Below are 16,405 nucleotides of genomic sequence, written 5' to 3'. Positions count from 1 at the left end.
CATGTCCGTCGAAACCCCCGAGCAGACCACGACCGCCGCCGACGCGCCCACCAGGCCCGCCACCGAACCGAGGCGTAGACCACGCAGCGTGTCCTTCTCGCTCAACGCCGTGATCGGCGTGGCCGCCGCGGTGGCCGCCGTGGCGATCATGGTGACGCTCGGCGGGCTGCTGTGGTCGGCTCGGGCCGAGCTCGCGGCCCAGCGGGCGACGGCCGACGATCAGCGGCGGGCCGAACAGATCGCCGCTGATTACGCGGTCGGCGCCTCCACCATCAACTATCAGGATCTCAATCCCTGGTTCGCCGAGCTGAAGTCGAATACCGCCCCCGCGCTGGCGAACAAATTCGACGCCACGGCCCCGGCGTTGCGGGAGATCCTGGTCCCGCTGAAGTGGACCTCCAACTCCACTCCCATCACCGCCAAGGTGATGTCGGAGGCGAACGGCCTCTATCAGGTGAACGTGTTCGTCAATGTCACCTCCACCAGCGCCCAGGCGCCGGAGGGCGGCCAGAGCACCGTCACCTACACCGTGTCGGTGGATCGCGGCGCGGATTGGAAGATCACCGACGTCGGCGGCATGAACGGCGCGCTGCCGATCAAGTAGTCCGGCCGCCGGTCCGCTGCGGACCGCCCGTCGGTCCCGGCCGGATCGGCGGGCCGCCCGGTGTCGGGCACCCCGCCGATCGTCGGATCACGCCAGGCCGTCACGGCCGAGGCGTCAGCGCGACCGGATCTGGTAGATCCCGCTGGTCGTCGCCACGACGGTGCCGGTGTCGTCGGTGACCTTCGCGGCCAGCACGAATTCCACCTTGCCCGCGGCGGCGAGTTCCACTGGCAGCCGCGCCCAGGTGGCGTCGTCGAACTCGGCGGTCGCACGGATGTCGGAGGTGGCCGGGCGGTGGTAGTCGATCTGGAGAGACTTGACCGTCGGGTAGTACCGCTGCGGGTCGAAGGTCGGGAAGAACAATGCCCCGCCCAGCATTTCGGCCGTGCCGAAGATCGTCGCCGCGTACATGGTGCCGAGGTGGTTGGCGTTGCCTGCCAGCGGCGCGGCGGCGACCGCCCGGCGCGCGGTCAGCTCGACGACATGGATGCCGAGGCCGTGCATCGGCGGGATCGTGTGCTCGATACCCGCGTTGATCACCTCGATCAGCTGCTGCTCGGTCAGTTCGGCGAGCGCGGGCGGAGATGTCGACATGGAGAAACCTTCCTATTTGCAGATCAAGTGATCTGTAAATTCAGCATACAGAACAAGTGATCTGTATGTGTAGGGTGAACTCCGTGACAGCCACCGACCGGCCCGTCCGGCGAACCCAGAGCCAGCGCCGGGAACAGACGCGCTCCGCGTTGATCGAGGCGACCATCGCGACGATCGAGCACTCGGGTTTCCACGCGGCCACCAATCGCGCCATCGTGGACCGCGCGGGCGCCTCGCTCGGCGCGATGTCGCATCAGTTCGCCGGCCGGAACGAGCTGATCGCCGCCGCCCTCGACGAGGTCGGCCGGCGAGCGGTGACCGAGCTGGCCCGGCGCGCGGCCGCCCTCGGCGACGACGGGCCGCCGCGGACCGCCCAGCTGCTCGACCTGCTGTGGCAGCTCTTCGACGGAAACCTCTTTCAGGTGTGGGTCAAGGTGTGGTCGGCCGCCGCGGACGATCCCGAGCTCTACGCCGCCCTGGCCCCGAACGAGGAACAGCTGTCCACCGCGATCGCCGCCGTGGTCGCCGACCTCACGCCACACCTGGCCGGCGACCGAACGTGGTCGCGCAGACTGGGTGTGGCCATCGACACGATGCGCGGCTTGGCCCTGGCCGCGCGGTTCGAGCCACATCGGGCCGACCGTGCCCGCGATCGCTGGCCGAGTACGCGCGCCGAGCTCGTCCGCCTCATCGACGGCTGAGCGTTTCGGTCAACGAGCCGAGAGATTCGGTCACGGCGGGAAGCGAATTCGGCTGCCTACAGTCGAGGGCGGCGTGGCCGACCACGTCGACGGCGTGGCGACGGCGGGCACTGCCTTCGTCCCGGCCGGAGCCGACCAGGATGAGGACACGCGATGATCGACGAAACCTCCCTACCCGCAGGGTATTTCGAGGTACGCAACCCCGCGGACGGCCGATCGGTCGGCACGGCGGCCGAGCAATCCGCCGCCGAGGTGGCCGCGCTGGCCACATCGCTGCGGGCCGCGCAACCGGCGTGGGCCGCCGCGGGGCCCGGCGAGCGCGCCGAATGGCTGTTCGCCCTGCAGGATTGGGTCGTCGATCACCGTGCCGAGCTGGCCGACATCGTGCAGTCCGAGAGCGGAAAGGCCCGGCCCGAGGCGGAGCTGGAGCCCGCCGCCTGGATCGATGTCATCAACTACTACGCCGGCAACGCGGCGAAGTTCCTCGCCGAGCAGCACCCCGCGCCGCACAGCCCACTCGGTGCGGTGAAGCGGCTGAGCGTGACCTACCGGCCGTACCCGCTGGTCGGCGTGATCACCCCGTGGAACTATCCGCTGGCCATGGGCGCGCTCGACATTCCGGCCGCGCTGCTGGCGGGAGCCGCCGTGCTGCACAAACCTTCCGAGGTGACGCCGCTCTCGGCGCTCGCCCTGGCGCGCGGGTGGGCCGAGATCGGCGCGCCGCCGGTGTTCGCGGTGGCCACCGGGGCCGGCGCGGTCGGCAGCGCGGTGGTCGAGGCCGCCGACTACGTGCAGTTCACCGGGTCCACGCGGACCGGTGCGGCCGTCGCCGCCCAGTGTGTTCGGACGTGGACGCCCTACAGCCTGGAACTCGGCGGCAAGGACCCGGCGATCGTGCTGGCCGACGCCGACCTGGACCACGCCGCGCGCGGCATCGCGTGGGGCGGGCTGTTCAACTCCGGGCAGACCTGCGTGGCCATCGAGCGGGTGTATGTCGAGGAGTCCGTCTACGACGAGTTCGTGAGCAAGCTCGTCGCGCACGTGCGCGAGCTTCGGCAGGGGCACGACGATCGGGACTACCGGTTCGACATCGGGGCAATGGCCACCGCCGCGCAACGCGATCTGGTCGCCCGGCATGTCGAGGCCGCCGTCGGCGCGGGCGCGCGGGCACTCACCGGCGGCAAGCCCACCGGTACCGGAACCTTCTTCGAACCCACCGTGCTCGTGGACGTGGACCACACCATGGCGGTGGTCACCGAGGAGACCTTCGGACCCGTGCTGCCGGTGATCAAGGTGCGCGATGAGAACGAGGCCGTCGCGCTGGCCAACGACAGCGTCTACGGCCTTTCCGCCACGGTGTGGACCGGTGATCTCGCGCGTGGCAGGCGAATCGCCGCGCGACTGGAGGCAGGCGCGGTGAACATCAACGACGCCATCGCGAACCTGTTCAGCTTCGCGCTGCCGATGGGCGGCTGGAAACAATCCGGCGTCGGTACCCGCTTCGGTGGTGCCGCGGGGTTGCGCAAATACTGCCGGGCACAAGCGATCACCGAGCCGCGACTGCCCATGCCGCCCCTGATCTGGTTCCCCTATTCGAAAACCAGCTTTCGCGCGGTGTACGCGATCATGCGGGTGATCGGCGCACGTGGTCGGCGCCGCTTCGCCCGCCCTGCGTGAGGAGGGCCCGTCGGGTATCGCGCACCGGTGCCGTAGCCCTCGCGGTGACCGCCGGACTCGCCGTCGCCGCTGGTCCCGCCGCCGCGGAGGCCACTGCGGGTTCGGGCAGCGGTTCGTTGGGTACCGGCTTCGCCGCGCTCGTTCGGTCCCTGTTCACCGCGATCGGGTGCGCCGTGCGAGCCAACTCCTGCGGGCCCATCGTCATCCCCACCCGAGTCGGCAGGATCGTCTTTCGCCGATCGTGGTGACGGTACCGTTCGACATGCTCGAGCAAGCCTGACGGAGTTTGCCCGGGGCGCGGGGGATACTCGGGGTTCAGGCGCGCGACGACGAGAGCGACCGGTGATGACTGTGACGGGTGATCAGGGTTCGGCTGCACGGCGGATCGATGAGCGGATCGCGGAGTTGGGGGATTGGCGCGGGGAGTTGCTGGCGCGGATTCGGGAGCTCGTGCACGAGGCGGATCCGGGGATCGTCGAAGAGTGGAAATGGCGCGGGGTCCCGGTGTGGTACCACGACGGGATGGTGTGTACGGGGGAGACGTACCAGGAGATCGTGAAGGTCACCTTTGCCAAAGGGGCTCGATTGCCCGATCCGCGTGGGGTTTTCAACTCCGGGCTGGAGGGCAATACCCGGCGGGTGATCGATCTGCGCGAGGGGGACGCGCTCGATGAAGAGGGATTCAAGAGGCTGGTGCGGGCGGCTGTCGAGCTGAACGCGTCGTAGGCGGACCAGAATGGTGGGGTGACCACGGAATCCGACCTGGTCACCTGCGTCCACGGGCTGCACTATCTCGGCGACAAACTCGCCGCGATCACCGCCATGGCCGGTTGGGTCGCGCCGGGCGGCCGATTCACCGCGGACTTCGATCCCGACGAGATCCGCCGCGCCGACGGGTCCGCCGCGAGCGCCGCCGTCCTCGCGGCCCTGCGGGCGAGCGGGATGAGCTTCGACCGGCGCACGCGTCGCGTGCGCGGCGAGGGTCCACGCTCGCCCCGGTTCCCCGCGACCTACCTGGGGGCCGACGACGCCGCCGGGCCGGGATACACGGGGCAGCCGTCGGTCCGCTCGTACTACGACTGGTGACGGCGAGACGTCGGCTCGCCCAACGGGAACCGTCGAACTCCGGTGTGTTCGCTCAGGCGGTGAGGTTGGGTCGGCGTCCGGGGGAACTCGCCAGTAACCTGTGCCCGTGAGACCGATGGACACAGCGCCGGGCACACCGGCGCGGCCGGGTGTCGCTCTGGCAGCAGTCGTGGCAGTGGTATTCGTGACCTTCTTGGACACCACCGTGGTCAGCGTTGCGCTCGGCGATATCCGACGTGAGTTGAGTACCGATGTGACCCTGCTGCAGTGGGTGGTCAACGCCTACACGGTGGTCTTCGCCGGGCTGATGTTGGCGGGCGGATCGCTCGGTGACCGGTGGGGACGCAAGAAGGTCATGATCGTCGGGTTGGTGATCTTCTGCGCCGGATCGGTGGTCTCCGCGCTCGCGAGCAGCGTCGCGCTGCTCATCGCGGGCCGCGCGATCATGGGACTCGGTGCCGCGGCGTCGGAGCCGGGCACCCTGTCGGTGCTGCGCCACATCTTCCCGGGTGAGCGCGCGCGAGCCAAGGCGCTCGGTGTGTGGGCGGCGGTGTCGGGGCTGGCGCTGGCGGCGGGGCCGGTGCTCGGCGGTGTGCTGGTCGATCTGTACGGGTGGCGTTCGATCTTCTGGTTCAACCTGGTGATCGGCGCGGTGGCGATGGTCGTCGCGTGGTGGTCGGTGCCGGAGAGCGCGGACCCGCAGCAGGCGCCGGTCGACTGGGCCGGCGCGGTGCTCGGCGCCACGGCGTTCGGCGCGGTGATCTACGCCGCGACCGTCGGCCAGGATCGGGGTTACACGGCACCGTCGGTGCTGGGGCTGTTCGCGCTGGGGGCGATCGCGTTCGCCGCGTTCGTCGTCGTCGAGAAGCGGGCGCGCGCACCGATGCTCGACTTCCGCTATTTGCGCCTGCGGGCCGTGCGCGGGGCGCTGGTGGTCGCCTTCGCGGTCTACTTCGGCATCTTCTCGATCTTCTTCTTCACGGCGCTGTATCTGCAAGTGATGCAGTCGTATTCGGCCGCGCGCACGGCCGCGGTCTTCGTCCCGATGGCCGTCGCGATCGTGATCGGCTCCCTGGTGGCGGGCTACTGGGTGTCGCGTCGCGGCGCGCGGGTGCCGATGATCCTCGGGTGCGTGCTCGGCGCGGGTGGCATCCTGCTGACCCGCCAGGCGCTGTCGGGGACGTTGCACGATCCGTGGATCGCCGCCGCGATGGGCGTGGCCGGGCTCGGCTTCGGCATCGCGGTGGTGCCGTTGACCTCGGCGGTGATGTCGGGCGTCCCGGCCGAGCATTCGGGCATGGCGGCCGCGGTGACCAATACGATGCGCCAGGTCGGTTCGGCGTTCGGTGTCGCCGTGCTCGGTGTCCTGGTGAGCTCGTTCCTCTCGGCCGACCTGAAGCAGAAGATGGACGAATTGGGGCTGCCCACCACGTTGCAGCCCGACGCGATTCAAGCGGTGGAACGTGGCCGCATCCCCGAGGGCGTCGACATCGGGCCCTATCTGAAGTACCTGTCGAAGGTGTCGGAGGTGCTCGACGAGGGCAAGGTGGCGTTCCATCACGGGCTCGACGTGGCTCTGGTGGTGTCGGCGGTGCTGATTCTCGCCGCCGCGGCCTTCACGGCGTTGGACACGGAGCGTTCTCGAAGCGACGCGCCGTAGGGCGATCTCGCGCAGATGCGCCGAGTTCACCTGGTGGTGGCCTGCATCCGTCATGCTGGTGCGGTGGTAGTCGTGTCTGATGTCGCCCCGGTGCGCGGCAGCGAGTATTCGATCTTGTTGCGCCGGATCAGGGCGGCGGGCCTGTTGGACCGTGACCTGCCGTACTACGGGTGGAAGAGCGCGCTCACCGCGACGGCGTTCCTCGGCGGGTGGGTCGCGTTGATCGCTCTCGGGGATTCGTGGTGGGCGGTGGGGCTCGGGGTGTTCCTGGCCGCGGTGTTCTCGCAGATCGCGTTCCTCGGGCACGACGCGGGACACAAGCAGATCTTCGTGTCCCGGCGCGCCAACTACCTCTACGGGCTGATCGCGGGCAATCTCGCGATCGGGCTGAGTATCGGCTGGTGGACCAGCAATCACAATCGCCACCACGCCCACCCCAACACCGAGGGCGCCGATCCCGATGCCATGGGCGTCCTGGCGTTCTCGGCGGAGCGGGCCCGGGCCGGAAAAGGATGGCGGCGCTTCATTTTCCGCTACCAGGCCTGGCTGTTCTTCCCGATGCTGCTGCTCGAGGGCGGCAGCCTGCACTTCGCCAGCGTGCGAGCGGTGCTGCGCTGGCCGATCCCGAACCGGCTCGTCGAAGGCCTGACGCTCGCCGCGCACGCCTGCGCCTATCTGGGCACGGTGTTCCTGGTGCTGTCGCCGGGGAAAGCGTTGGTGTTCATCGCTGTTCAGCAGGGCTTGTTCGGCCTCTACATGGGATCGACCTTCGCCCCCAATCACAAGGGGATGGAGGTGCTGCCCGAGGGCGACAACACCGACTTCCTCCGCCGTCAGGTGCTCACCTCCCGCAATGTCCGCGGCAGCTTCCTCGTCGACACGGCCCTGGGCGGCCTGAACTACCAGATCGAGCACCACCTGTTCCCGTCCATGCCCCGCCCCAACCTGCGTCGGGCCCAGCCCATCGTCGCGGACTTCTGCGCCGAAATCGGGGTCCCCTACTGCGAGACGTCGCTGCTCGAGTCCTACGCCCAGGCCCTGGGCCATCTCGACGAGGTCGGCCGCCAGGTCCGCGCACCCGCACCCGTCGGCTAGCCACCCGCACCTCGATCGGCGCGGGCGGCCACGCCACGCCCGCGCAACTCGTGCTCCCCGCCGCCGACAGCGAAGGGAGCGATTCGGCGGCCGTCGATGGCGGGCCAGCGGTTTTCCGGGGCGAGAACCCGGCCCGGCGAGGGCGTGCGCGGCGGGGTGGTGGGTGATAATCGCGGCAAGCCCGGTGCGGGCCCTGCCCTTCTGGAGGTGGCGCGATGACGGTCGTGGCGTTGGTGTTCGTCGGGATCGCCGTGCTGTTGCACGGGTACATCTTCGTGCTGGAGTCGCTGCAATGGACGCGTCCGCGAACGAGGGCGACGTTCGGGATCTCGGCGGAGCAGGCCGAGGCGACCCGGGAGATGGCGTTCAATCAGGGGTTCTACAACCTGTTCCTGGCCGTCGTCGCGGCGGTCGGCATGGGGTTCACCGTGTTCGGCGACACCGGGATCGGCGTGTCGCTGGTGCTGGCGGGTGCCGGGTCGATGGTGGCGGCGGGGGTGGTGCTGCTGGTGTCCTCGCCGGACAAGGCGCGGGCGGCATCGATCCAGCTGGTTCCGCCGCTGATCGGTGGTGTCGCGCTGGTGCTCGCCCAGCTCTGAGTCGCGTGTGATCGGTGAGGCTCACTTGTCCGGGCCGCGCAGAATGCCCAGCTGTTGTTCGAGCCGTTCCAGGGCGGCCCTGGCCGCGTCGAGTTCGGCTTCGATGCGGGCGATCGCGTCCTCGTCCAGCGGTGCCTGAGTGGCCGACGGCGGCGGGGCCTGCGCCGGTGGACGTCGGCCCGGGGGTGGCGGGGCGCCGGGGCTGCCGCCGGGGGCGGTGGCGAGATCGCCGGTGGCCGGGCCGTACACCTGGTCGAGGGCCTCGGCCAGCGTCGGCGCGTACCCGACCCGGACACCGCCGGTACCGGGTTCGCGGTAGCTGACCAGCACGCGGGCCAGCTGCGGGAAGGTCGACCCGTTGGGAGCGGTCGAAATCCGTTCGGTGAACAGCGGTTCCACGTACAGCACGCCGCCGTCGGCGATCGGCAGGGTGAGCAGGTTGCCGTACTGGATGCGGTTGGAGCGTTCCAGCAGCGTGCGTTCGGAGGCCACCCTGGTGTCGGAGATCATCGAATTCTGGATCTGCTGTGGTCCCTGGGTGAGGGTGTCGGTGGGCAGTTGGAGAATGCTGAACTCGCCGTAGTTCTCGGGGTCGGAATGCACGGAGATGTAGGCCGACAGGAACTCCCGGCGGAAGCCGACCATCGCGCCGGCCAGCCGGAACGAGGCCTCGGCGGTCCGGGGATCGCCGACCAGCACGTAGAACGGGGCCTGGTGCGGGTTGGTCTCGACGGTCGGGTCGCTGGGTACCGACCAGAACGCGTTGTTGGTGAAGAACTCTCGTGGTTCGTCGACGTGGTAGCGGGCGAGCATGTCGCGCTGGATGACGAAAAGGTCTTCGGGATAGCGGAAGTGGGCGCGCAGCTCGTCGCTGATCGCCGACGGCGGTTCGACGGTGCCGGGGAACACGCGCATCCAGGCGGCCAGGATCGGGTCCTGCTCGTCGACCTGATACAGCGTGACCGTGCCGTCGTAGGCGTCGACGGTGGCCTTGACCGAGTTGCGGATGTAGGAGATCTCGCCGGGTTCGCGCAACCCCTGGTCCTCGACCGCGCCGAGCGGCGCGAGCGAGCTGCGCGCGGCGTAGGGGTAGCCGTCGATCGTGGTGTAGGCGTCCACGATCCAGACGATGCGCCCGCCCACGACGGCGGGATAGGGATTGCCGTCGGTGGTCAGCCACGGCGCGACCAGCTCGACCCGCTCACCGGGAGCACGGTGGAAAATGATCTTGGAATCGGCGCCGATCGCGGTCGAGAACACGATGTTGCGCTCGGTGTAGACGGTGGCGAAGGCGAGCCGGTTCAGCCAGTTCCCGATCGGCACACCGCCTTTGCCCGCGTAGGTGTATTTGGTGCTGTCGGTGTCGTATTCGCGGGGTTCGGTGCCGCCGCCGACGATGGCGTAGTCGGGCTCGCCCCTGGCGATCACCTCGCCGTAGTAGACGCGGGGCTGGTCGACCGGGATCACCTGGTGCCCGGTGTGCTGGGTGGCGATATCGCTGACCGCGTAGATCGGGTATCCGCTGTTGCCCGCGGCGCTGTCGCTCGCGGCGTCGACGACCGCCGCGTTGACCCGGTTGGCGGGGGCGGCGACGAACCCGTCACCGTGGGTGTAGACGGTGTGCCGGTTGACCCAGTGCCCCTGGTTGCCGCTGAGCGCGGCGGGGGTCAGTTCCCTGGCGGTGACGACGTAGTCGCGCAGCTGCCCGTCGACCCGGTAGCGATCCAGGTCCAGGTTGTCGGGGAAGCTGTAGAAGTTCTTGAGCTGTTGCTGCTGGGTGAAGGTGCGCGAGAGCACGTGCGGGTCGAGCAGGCGCAGGTTGGCGATCGTGGTCGCGTCCGCGGGGACTTCCGGTGGCGGCGCGGTGCCGACACCGGGATAGGGCTGGTAGTGGACCCGATCCGCGCCGATCCCATAGGCCTGCCTGGTCGCGGCGATATTGCGCTCGATGTAGGGGCTCTCCAGGTCGGCGGCGTTCGGGCGCACCGAGAACTGCTCGACGACCAGCGGCCACACCCCGCCCGCCACGATCGACGACAGCAACAGCAGAGCCGCGGCCATGGCGGGCACCCGCAGATCACGCACCACGACCGCCGAGAACACCGCGGCGGCGCAGATCAGCGCGATGGCGAACATGATGAAGCGGGCGGGCAGCACGGCGTTGATGTCGGTGTAGCCCGCGCCGGCGAAGGTGGGCTCGCGCCGCCCGCTCGACAGCAGCGCGTAGCGGTCCAGCCAGTACGCGCCCGCCTTCAGCACGAAGAACACGCCGACCAGCACCGCGAGGTGACAGCGCGCCGCCGCGGTGATGCCGATCGACTTCCCGGACAGCCGCACTCCGCCGAACAGATAGTGGGTCGCCAGGCAGGCCAGGAAGGCGACGAACACGACGACGAACAGCCAGCTGAGCACGAGCCGGTAGAACGGCAGGTCGAAGACGTAGAAGCCCACGTCGAGATCGAACTGGGGGTCACGTTCGCCGAAGGAGCCGCCCCGCAGGAACAGCTGTACCGTCTGCCAGCGCGACTGCCCGGCCAGGCCACAGAGCAGACCGAAGGCCGCGGCGATGCCGAGCCCGAACCGCAACGGCCACCGGCTCACCGCCGTGCGATAGGGGGTGATCGGGTCGTCGTCGCGCCCGCCGGGGAAGAAGGCCGGGCGCGATCGGTAGGCCAGCCACATGGCCGTGAACAGGGCGGCGCCGAGGATCGTCGCGATCACCGCGAACAGCGTCAGCCGGGTGAGCAGCACCGTCGACCAGACGCCGCGGTAGCCGACCTCGCCGAACCACAACCAGTTGACGTACAGGCCGATCAGCCGGGGTACGACGAGCAGGGACAGGAAGAGCACCACGACTGCCGTCAGTAGCAGTCGCCACGTCCGGGGTATCCGCTCCGACCCGTCACCAGCGCTCATCCGCCACTCCCGTGGACCGCGGCGCCGGGCACGCCGACGCCGCGTGCATCCCCCGAGTCTACTCGCGCTGGTTCGGGCTCAGACGAAGTCGAACGCGGGCGGAACGGCGATCACGACGGCGGCGGCCCAGATCCCGTACACGGGCAGATAGTGGGTCTGCCACCGTTCCAGCTCGGCGAATCCCTGACGGCCGCGCAGGAATCCGATGCCCAGCCGGACCGACCACACCAGGTTCACCAGCAGCACGACGTTCAGGCCGAGGGCGACGATCTTGTTCGGCGACCATCCGAACTCCGCGATGCGGGTGAGCATGGCGGTCAGCATCACCACATCGACCGCGAGGGCACTGAGCACCAGGACCAGCTGGACCCGGTCGAAGAAGCCGGGCGGGGCCAGCGGGTCGCGCGCGGAGATCGAATACAGCAGCAGGCCCAGGACCAGCACCAGGATCAGGTCCATCTGGATGAGCAGGGTGCGGTCGACGTCGATCACGCTGGGAGTCGTGGCGAACGCGGCGAGCAGGGCCAGCAGCATGAGGATGGTCAGCGGCGTGAACACCCGGGTGAGCACGGGCGCGATGTTCTCCACGACGTTCTGCTTGGCCTCGACGAGCCAGGCGGCGACGATCACCGCGCCCGCGACGCCGAACGGCAGCACCCAGTCCTCGATGAACGGCTCGATGTTCAGATCGAGCGTGCCGAACGCGCCGACCGTCAACCCGATCAGGACGCCGCCGCCCAGCGCCAGCAGGGTGAGATAGACGAACCACTCGCCGGTGAACCGGATGAAGTCCATCCGGCGCCGGTCCGATCGCCAGTCGCCGCCGACATAGGCCAGGCCGATCACGAACCACAGCGCGATCGGCGCGTGGATCGCGGCGATCACCTCGGTCGCGCCGTCGGGCTCGAAGGGAAAGAGATTCAGCACCAGTGCCACGAGCACGAACGGCACGATCAGCGTGGCGGCGACCTTCGCGGTCACCTGTCGTTTCCAGGCGAAATAGGCGGCGAGGAACGGAAGGACGAGCAGGGCCGCGTTCACGCCCACGGCCGAACCGCGCAGCCAGGCGAAGCCGGCCTTCAGCGACAGGGCGGCGCCGATTGCCAGCGACAGGACGACCACCAGTTCCCGATTGCTCTGCCGCCCGGTCTCGTCGGACTCGGCGGGCAGCAGAACCAGCTGCTTCCAGAGCCTTTCGGAGTGCTCGATCGCGAACTCGCGCGACAGCGCGTCCAGGCTACCCATCCGCTTCACCGCGACCAGGAACGCCTCGTCGGCCGACAGTCCCGCGTCTTGGAGGGACGAGACCTGTTCGCGCAGATGATCTTCCATCTCGTCGACGTCGGCGACCGAGATCGCGCGGTGGCGCTGGACGTATCCGCGCCACTGCTCGATGTTGGTCTGCAACTGCGTCTCGGCGTCCATCACGCCCATCCTTTCGTCACGATGGGTGGTGTCGTGGCGTCGCGCCAGACCTGGTCGAGCGCCTCGGCCACGACGGCCCACTGCGCGCGGCGCTCGGCGAGGGCCGCCCGGCCGGAGTCGGTGATCAGGTAGTGCTTGCGCCGTCGTCCGCTGTCGGCGGTGCGCCAGGTCGAGGTCACGTGGCCCTGCCGTTCCAGGCGGTGCAGCAGGGGGTAGAGCATGCCGTCGGTCCACTGCATCCGGCCCCGCGACAGGGCGTTGACCTGCTCCAGAATCGCGTACCCGTACGACTCGCCCTCGGCGAGAATGCCGAGCACCAGCGGGGTCGCCGAGGCCGCCACCAGGTCTTTGTCTATCCGCATCGCACTCCTATACCTAGAACCGCTAGGTCATAACCTAGCAGACCTAGGTATGGGGTGTGTCGGACCTCGAAGGATGCTTTCGTTCGGTAACAATGTGGCGTCCCGGTGGGATACGCGGGGTGAAACGACACGAGTGGAAGGATCTGTATGACTATGCGAGTGAGGTCCACGATCGCCGGTCTCGCGGCGGGCGCCGCGGTGGTGGCGGGGACGATGGTCGCCGGAGCGGGGGCGGCGAACGCGCTGCCGAGCAGCCTGGTCGGCATCAACTGCCTCGGGCTGAGCCCCAATATCGTCGATGTGCCCTACAGCAACCAGGTGATCGTCTCCTACCTGTACGACCAGTCGGGATTGCCGTCGTTCACCGTGCATTCCGGGGCCAGCATCTGGGGCTACCAGACCCACCCCACGCTCACCTGGACCAATCTGGCCACCGGGGCATCGGGCTCGCTCACCGGGCACACGAACATCTCCTCGTTCTTCGGCACCGGCGGCACGGTGTACTTCACCGATGTGCCGACCGGGACCGGGCCGGTGCGGATCGACCTGTCGGTCGTCAACACCGGCCCCGTGCCGGTGCCGGTCGTGACCTGCTCGGGGACCACCGACATCGTCTGATCGCCCACGATCCGGCCGAGGGTGCGCCCTCGGCCGGATCTGTGTGTGCGGCAGGCTCTTCGGGTGTCCGTGTCGCGGATCGCTCTACCCCGCAGGGGATTTCCTCAGCAAGGGTGATGATTTCGCACCCTAGGGTGATGATCGCCGATGTACGCCTAACAGGGCTGTTCAGGGTCCCGATGGAGTCAGCAGAACGCGCTACCGGCGCGGCGGACAGGAGTCGAGGGATCATGAAGAACGCAGTTCGGATGAGTGCGCTGATCGCCGTCGCCGCGGCGGCGGTGGCGGTGGCGGGGTGCGACGCGGAAAACGGTTCGGCCACCTCGCCGTCGACGAGCCGGGCGACGACCACGGTCGCGGCGAGCGCGCCGCGGACTCCGGGGGAGCAGCCGCAGGCGACCGAGGCTCCCGGCGGCACCGGGGCGCCCGCGGGCACCGAGGTCCCCGCCGTCACCGAGGCACCCGACGTGACCGTGGCGCCCGGCACGACGCAGGCGACCACGAAACCGCAGCCGGCCAACGACATCAGCGGTCCGGGACGCTGCATCGACCCCGGCTCGGCCGGTGTGCGCAACGCGCTGGCTCGCCTCGACGGCAGCTGGGTCGCCCAGCAGGCCTCGGCGGACCTACCGGGCCAGTGCGCCCAGCTGCTGTGGGTGCGCGCGGTCGGCGGCAACTCCGCCGGCGCGCCGATCCATGTGCTGTTCTTCCACGACGGGAAGTGGTTGGGCACAGCCACGTCCGAGGCCTACGCCTTCACCTCGGTGGTGGGCTACACCGACACCACCGTGACCGTCGAGTACAAGTGGCTGGCCGGCGACGAGCCGTTCGCCGCCCCGCAGGGCGGCCCGGTGGCGATCCATTACACCTGGAACGGCTCGAAGGTCGTGATGAGCGGGCCGCTTCCGGCGGAAGTGACCCAGCCGCACCGCTAGACCGGCTCCGGGTGCAGCACCAGCACGGTGATCTCGCTGGGCGCGAACACCCGCAGTTGCGGACCCCAGAAGCCGGTGCCGCGGCTGGTGTAGAGCTGAGTGTGGTTCGCGTGCCTGCTCAGGCCGGCGACCACCGGCTGGTCCAGGCGCACCAGGTAGTGGAAGGGCCAGATCTGCCCGCCGTGGGTGTGTCCGGAGATCTGCAGCGCCACCCCGGCCGCGACGCTGTCGGTGATCTGCTTGGGCTGATGGGCCAGCAGCATCACCGGCAGCGCGGGGTCGGCGCCGGCGAGCGCGGCGGGCAGGTCGGGGCCGTGGCCGGGCAGGCCCGCGCCGGTGGGATCGTCGATCCCGGCGACGACCAGGCGGTCGCCGTCCCGGTCGACGGTTCGGTGCGCGTTGTGCAGCGGCTGCCAGCCGATCGAGGCCATGTGGTCGATCCAGCCCTGCGCGTCACCGAAGTACTCGTGGTTGCCGGTGATGTAGAACCGGCCCAGCGGGGCTTCGACACGGGCCAGCGGGTCGACCTGGGCGCGCCGCTTCACCACCGAGCCGTCCGCGAGATCGCCGGCGTGGCAGGCGATATCGGGGCGCTGGGCATTGACCACGTCGACCACGCGCTCCGACCAGCGCTGCCGGTCGAGCGCGGCGAAGTGGGTGTCGGTGACGACCACGACGCGCAGTCCGTCCAGGCCCGCGGCCAGGCCGCGGAGGGCGACGTCGACGGTGCGGACCCGCGGCACCCGGCGCGCCTCGTAGACACCCCAGGCGATCAGCGCGACCGAGACGATCAGTACCCCGAGCGCCACGATCCGCGCGGCGAGCAGGCCCTGTACCCCGGCGACGGCCAGTCCACCGCGCACGAATACGCCGAGCACCGACCACGAGAACACCACCCACAGCACCCCGAGCAGGGTGTCGCCGACGATCACCGCCGGATCGGACTGGGCCGGACCGTGGCCGAGGAACATCGTGGCGGGCAGGCACAGATACCCGAGGACGCACACCGCGGTCCCGACCCAGAACAGCGTGCCGGTGCCGCCGGACGGTGCCGCGACCAGCGTCCACCAGGGCAGCGCGAACAGCACCGCCGGAATCAACAGCATCAACATCAGGCGTACAGCGAGTCTCACGGGGTCCCGTCCTGCGCAGGGCCGCCGGGTGAGGTCGCGGCCACGAATAGATCATCCAGCCTAGCGCCGCCGGATCTGCCGCCCTGTTGCCCGGCGGCGCGTGGGCCGGTTCACTGGTGCCATGCGGATCGCTACGCTCACCGCGGCGGCTGTCGCCGCGGTGCTGCTCGTCGCGGGCATCGTCGTACTCCGGGAGGATCCGGGGAGCGCGACGCCGGTCGGCGCCGTGACCTCGTCGCACGAGCTCGCGCACGACGGCCGCACCAGGAGCTACCGTGTCTACCGGCCCGCAGTGCTGCCGGCGCGTGCGCCGCTGGTGGTCGTGCTGCACGGCGGCCTCGGCTCCGGTGCGCAGGCGCAGCGCGCCTACGGCTGGGACGCCGCCGCCGACGACGCCGGTTTCGTCGTCGCCTATCCCGACGGAATCGGCCGGGCCTGGAACGCCGGCGGTGACTGCTGCGGTACTCCCGGCCGGACCGGCGTGGACGACGTCGGCTTCCTGACCGGAATGCTCGCGGAGATCGCCCGCGCCCTGCCGATCGACCACGAGCGGATCTACTTCACCGGCATGAGCAACGGCGCCATGATGGCCTACGCGATGGCGTGCCGCACCGCGCTCGCCGCCGCCGTCGGTGCGGTCGCGGGTACCCAGCTCGGCGACTGCGAGCATCCGGCGCCCGCTTCGGTGATCCATGTGCACGGCACCGACGACGAGAACATTCGCTACGACGGTGCGCCCGGCAGCGGCGCAGCGCGAATCGACGGGCCGGCGGTGCCGGAGCTGAACGCGTTCTGGCGGATGGTCGACGCCTGCGCGGCACCGGTCGCCACGGCCGGCGATCGGGTGACGACCCTGCGCGCGACCTGCCGGGACGGCCGTGCGGTCGACCTCGTCACGGTGGCCGGTGCGGGACACGAATGGCCCGGCGCCGACCAGCGCGGCCCCCTCGACGCGACCAGGCTGATCTGGGACTTCTTCGCCGCCCACCACCGATGAACC

Annotated in this window: 16 protein-coding genes; 11 read left to right on the top strand and 5 right to left on the bottom strand. The window is 69.7% G+C overall.

Going from position 1 to position 16,405, the window contains the following annotated elements; translation table 11 throughout:
• Window position 1: 1 nt before the first annotated feature.
• Window positions 2-604 (top strand): hypothetical protein, encoded by a 603-nt coding sequence (locus Q7X29_RS27055; RefSeq protein ID WP_316575758.1) that lies wholly within the window; start codon window positions 2-4, stop codon window positions 602-604.
• A gap of 114 nt (window positions 605-718) precedes the next feature.
• Here the strand turns inward: Q7X29_RS27055 and Q7X29_RS27050 are convergent, their stop codons facing one another.
• Window positions 719-1,198, bottom strand: coding sequence for a YiiD C-terminal domain-containing protein (locus Q7X29_RS27050; protein WP_316575757.1), 480 nt, complete (start codon window positions 1,196-1,198; stop codon window positions 719-721).
• A gap of 83 nt (window positions 1,199-1,281) precedes the next feature.
• Between Q7X29_RS27050 and Q7X29_RS27045 the strand changes: the two genes are divergently transcribed.
• From Q7X29_RS27045 to Q7X29_RS27015, 7 genes are all read left to right on the top strand, one after another.
• A complete protein-coding gene (locus Q7X29_RS27045) occupies window positions 1,282-1,899 on the top strand; it encodes a TetR/AcrR family transcriptional regulator (protein ID WP_316575756.1) in 618 nt (205 codons plus the stop codon).
• A gap of 153 nt (window positions 1,900-2,052) precedes the next feature.
• Window positions 2,053-3,576 (top strand): aldehyde dehydrogenase family protein, encoded by a 1,524-nt coding sequence (locus Q7X29_RS27040; RefSeq protein WP_316575755.1) that lies wholly within the window; start codon window positions 2,053-2,055, stop codon window positions 3,574-3,576.
• 345 nt (window positions 3,577-3,921) lie between these two features.
• Window positions 3,922-4,302, top strand: coding sequence for a DUF1801 domain-containing protein (locus tag Q7X29_RS27035; RefSeq protein WP_316576350.1), 381 nt, complete (start codon window positions 3,922-3,924; stop codon window positions 4,300-4,302).
• An 18-nt stretch (window positions 4,303-4,320) separates the two neighbouring features.
• A complete protein-coding gene (locus tag Q7X29_RS27030; RefSeq protein WP_316575754.1) occupies window positions 4,321-4,662 on the top strand; it encodes a class I SAM-dependent methyltransferase in 342 nt (113 codons plus the stop codon).
• Between the two features lie 115 nt (window positions 4,663-4,777).
• Window positions 4,778-6,322, top strand: a complete 1,545-nt coding sequence (locus Q7X29_RS27025) for an MFS transporter (RefSeq protein ID WP_316576349.1) — start codon at window positions 4,778-4,780, stop codon at window positions 6,320-6,322.
• Between the two features lie 63 nt (window positions 6,323-6,385).
• Window positions 6,386-7,417, top strand: a complete 1,032-nt coding sequence (locus tag Q7X29_RS27020; protein WP_316575753.1) for a fatty acid desaturase family protein — start codon at window positions 6,386-6,388, stop codon at window positions 7,415-7,417.
• Between the two features lie 215 nt (window positions 7,418-7,632).
• Window positions 7,633-8,016, top strand: coding sequence for a DUF1304 domain-containing protein (locus Q7X29_RS27015; RefSeq protein ID WP_316575752.1), 384 nt, complete (start codon window positions 7,633-7,635; stop codon window positions 8,014-8,016).
• A 21-nt stretch (window positions 8,017-8,037) separates the two neighbouring features.
• On the opposite strand, the gene Q7X29_RS27010 is transcribed toward Q7X29_RS27015, so the two are convergent.
• The 3 genes from Q7X29_RS27010 to Q7X29_RS27000 form a co-directional block, all read right to left on the bottom strand.
• Window positions 8,038-10,932: a UPF0182 family protein gene (locus Q7X29_RS27010; protein WP_316575751.1), complete on the bottom strand. Its 2,895-nt coding sequence runs from the start codon at window positions 10,930-10,932 to the stop codon at window positions 8,038-8,040.
• A gap of 78 nt (window positions 10,933-11,010) precedes the next feature.
• Window positions 11,011-12,366: a permease prefix domain 1-containing protein gene (locus Q7X29_RS27005; protein ID WP_394358742.1), complete on the bottom strand. Its 1,356-nt coding sequence runs from the start codon at window positions 12,364-12,366 to the stop codon at window positions 11,011-11,013.
• On the bottom strand, window positions 12,357-12,719 hold the full coding sequence (locus Q7X29_RS27000; protein WP_316575749.1) for a PadR family transcriptional regulator: 363 nt from the start codon (window positions 12,717-12,719) through the stop codon (window positions 12,357-12,359). Before Q7X29_RS27000 ends, Q7X29_RS27005 begins: the two co-directional genes overlap by 10 nt.
• A 147-nt stretch (window positions 12,720-12,866) precedes the next feature.
• On the opposite strand from Q7X29_RS27000, the gene Q7X29_RS26995 reads away from it, so the two are divergent.
• Both Q7X29_RS26995 and Q7X29_RS26990 read left to right on the top strand, forming a co-directional pair.
• Window positions 12,867-13,337, top strand: a complete 471-nt coding sequence (locus Q7X29_RS26995) for a hypothetical protein (RefSeq protein WP_218717589.1) — start codon at window positions 12,867-12,869, stop codon at window positions 13,335-13,337.
• Between the two features lie 230 nt (window positions 13,338-13,567).
• On the top strand, window positions 13,568-14,272 hold the full coding sequence (locus Q7X29_RS26990) for an LppP/LprE family lipoprotein (RefSeq protein ID WP_316575748.1): 705 nt from the start codon (window positions 13,568-13,570) through the stop codon (window positions 14,270-14,272).
• Here Q7X29_RS26990 and Q7X29_RS26985 read toward each other — a convergent pair.
• Window positions 14,269-15,384, bottom strand: coding sequence for a metallophosphoesterase (locus Q7X29_RS26985; protein ID WP_394358757.1), 1,116 nt, complete (start codon window positions 15,382-15,384; stop codon window positions 14,269-14,271). The genes Q7X29_RS26990 and Q7X29_RS26985 overlap by 4 nt on opposite strands.
• Window positions 15,385-15,526: 142 nt before the next feature.
• Here Q7X29_RS26985 and Q7X29_RS26980 point away from each other — a divergent pair, with 142 nt between their 5' ends.
• Complete coding sequence (locus Q7X29_RS26980) at window positions 15,527-16,402, top strand: extracellular catalytic domain type 1 short-chain-length polyhydroxyalkanoate depolymerase (RefSeq protein WP_316575746.1); 876 nt, start codon at window positions 15,527-15,529, stop codon at window positions 16,400-16,402.
• Window positions 16,403-16,405 lie beyond the last annotated feature (3 nt).

This window comes from Nocardia canadensis, assembly GCF_032656385.1.
Classification (GTDB): domain Bacteria; phylum Actinomycetota; class Actinomycetes; order Mycobacteriales; family Mycobacteriaceae; genus Nocardia; species Nocardia canadensis.
This window is presented reverse-complemented; position numbering and strand designations above follow the sequence as displayed.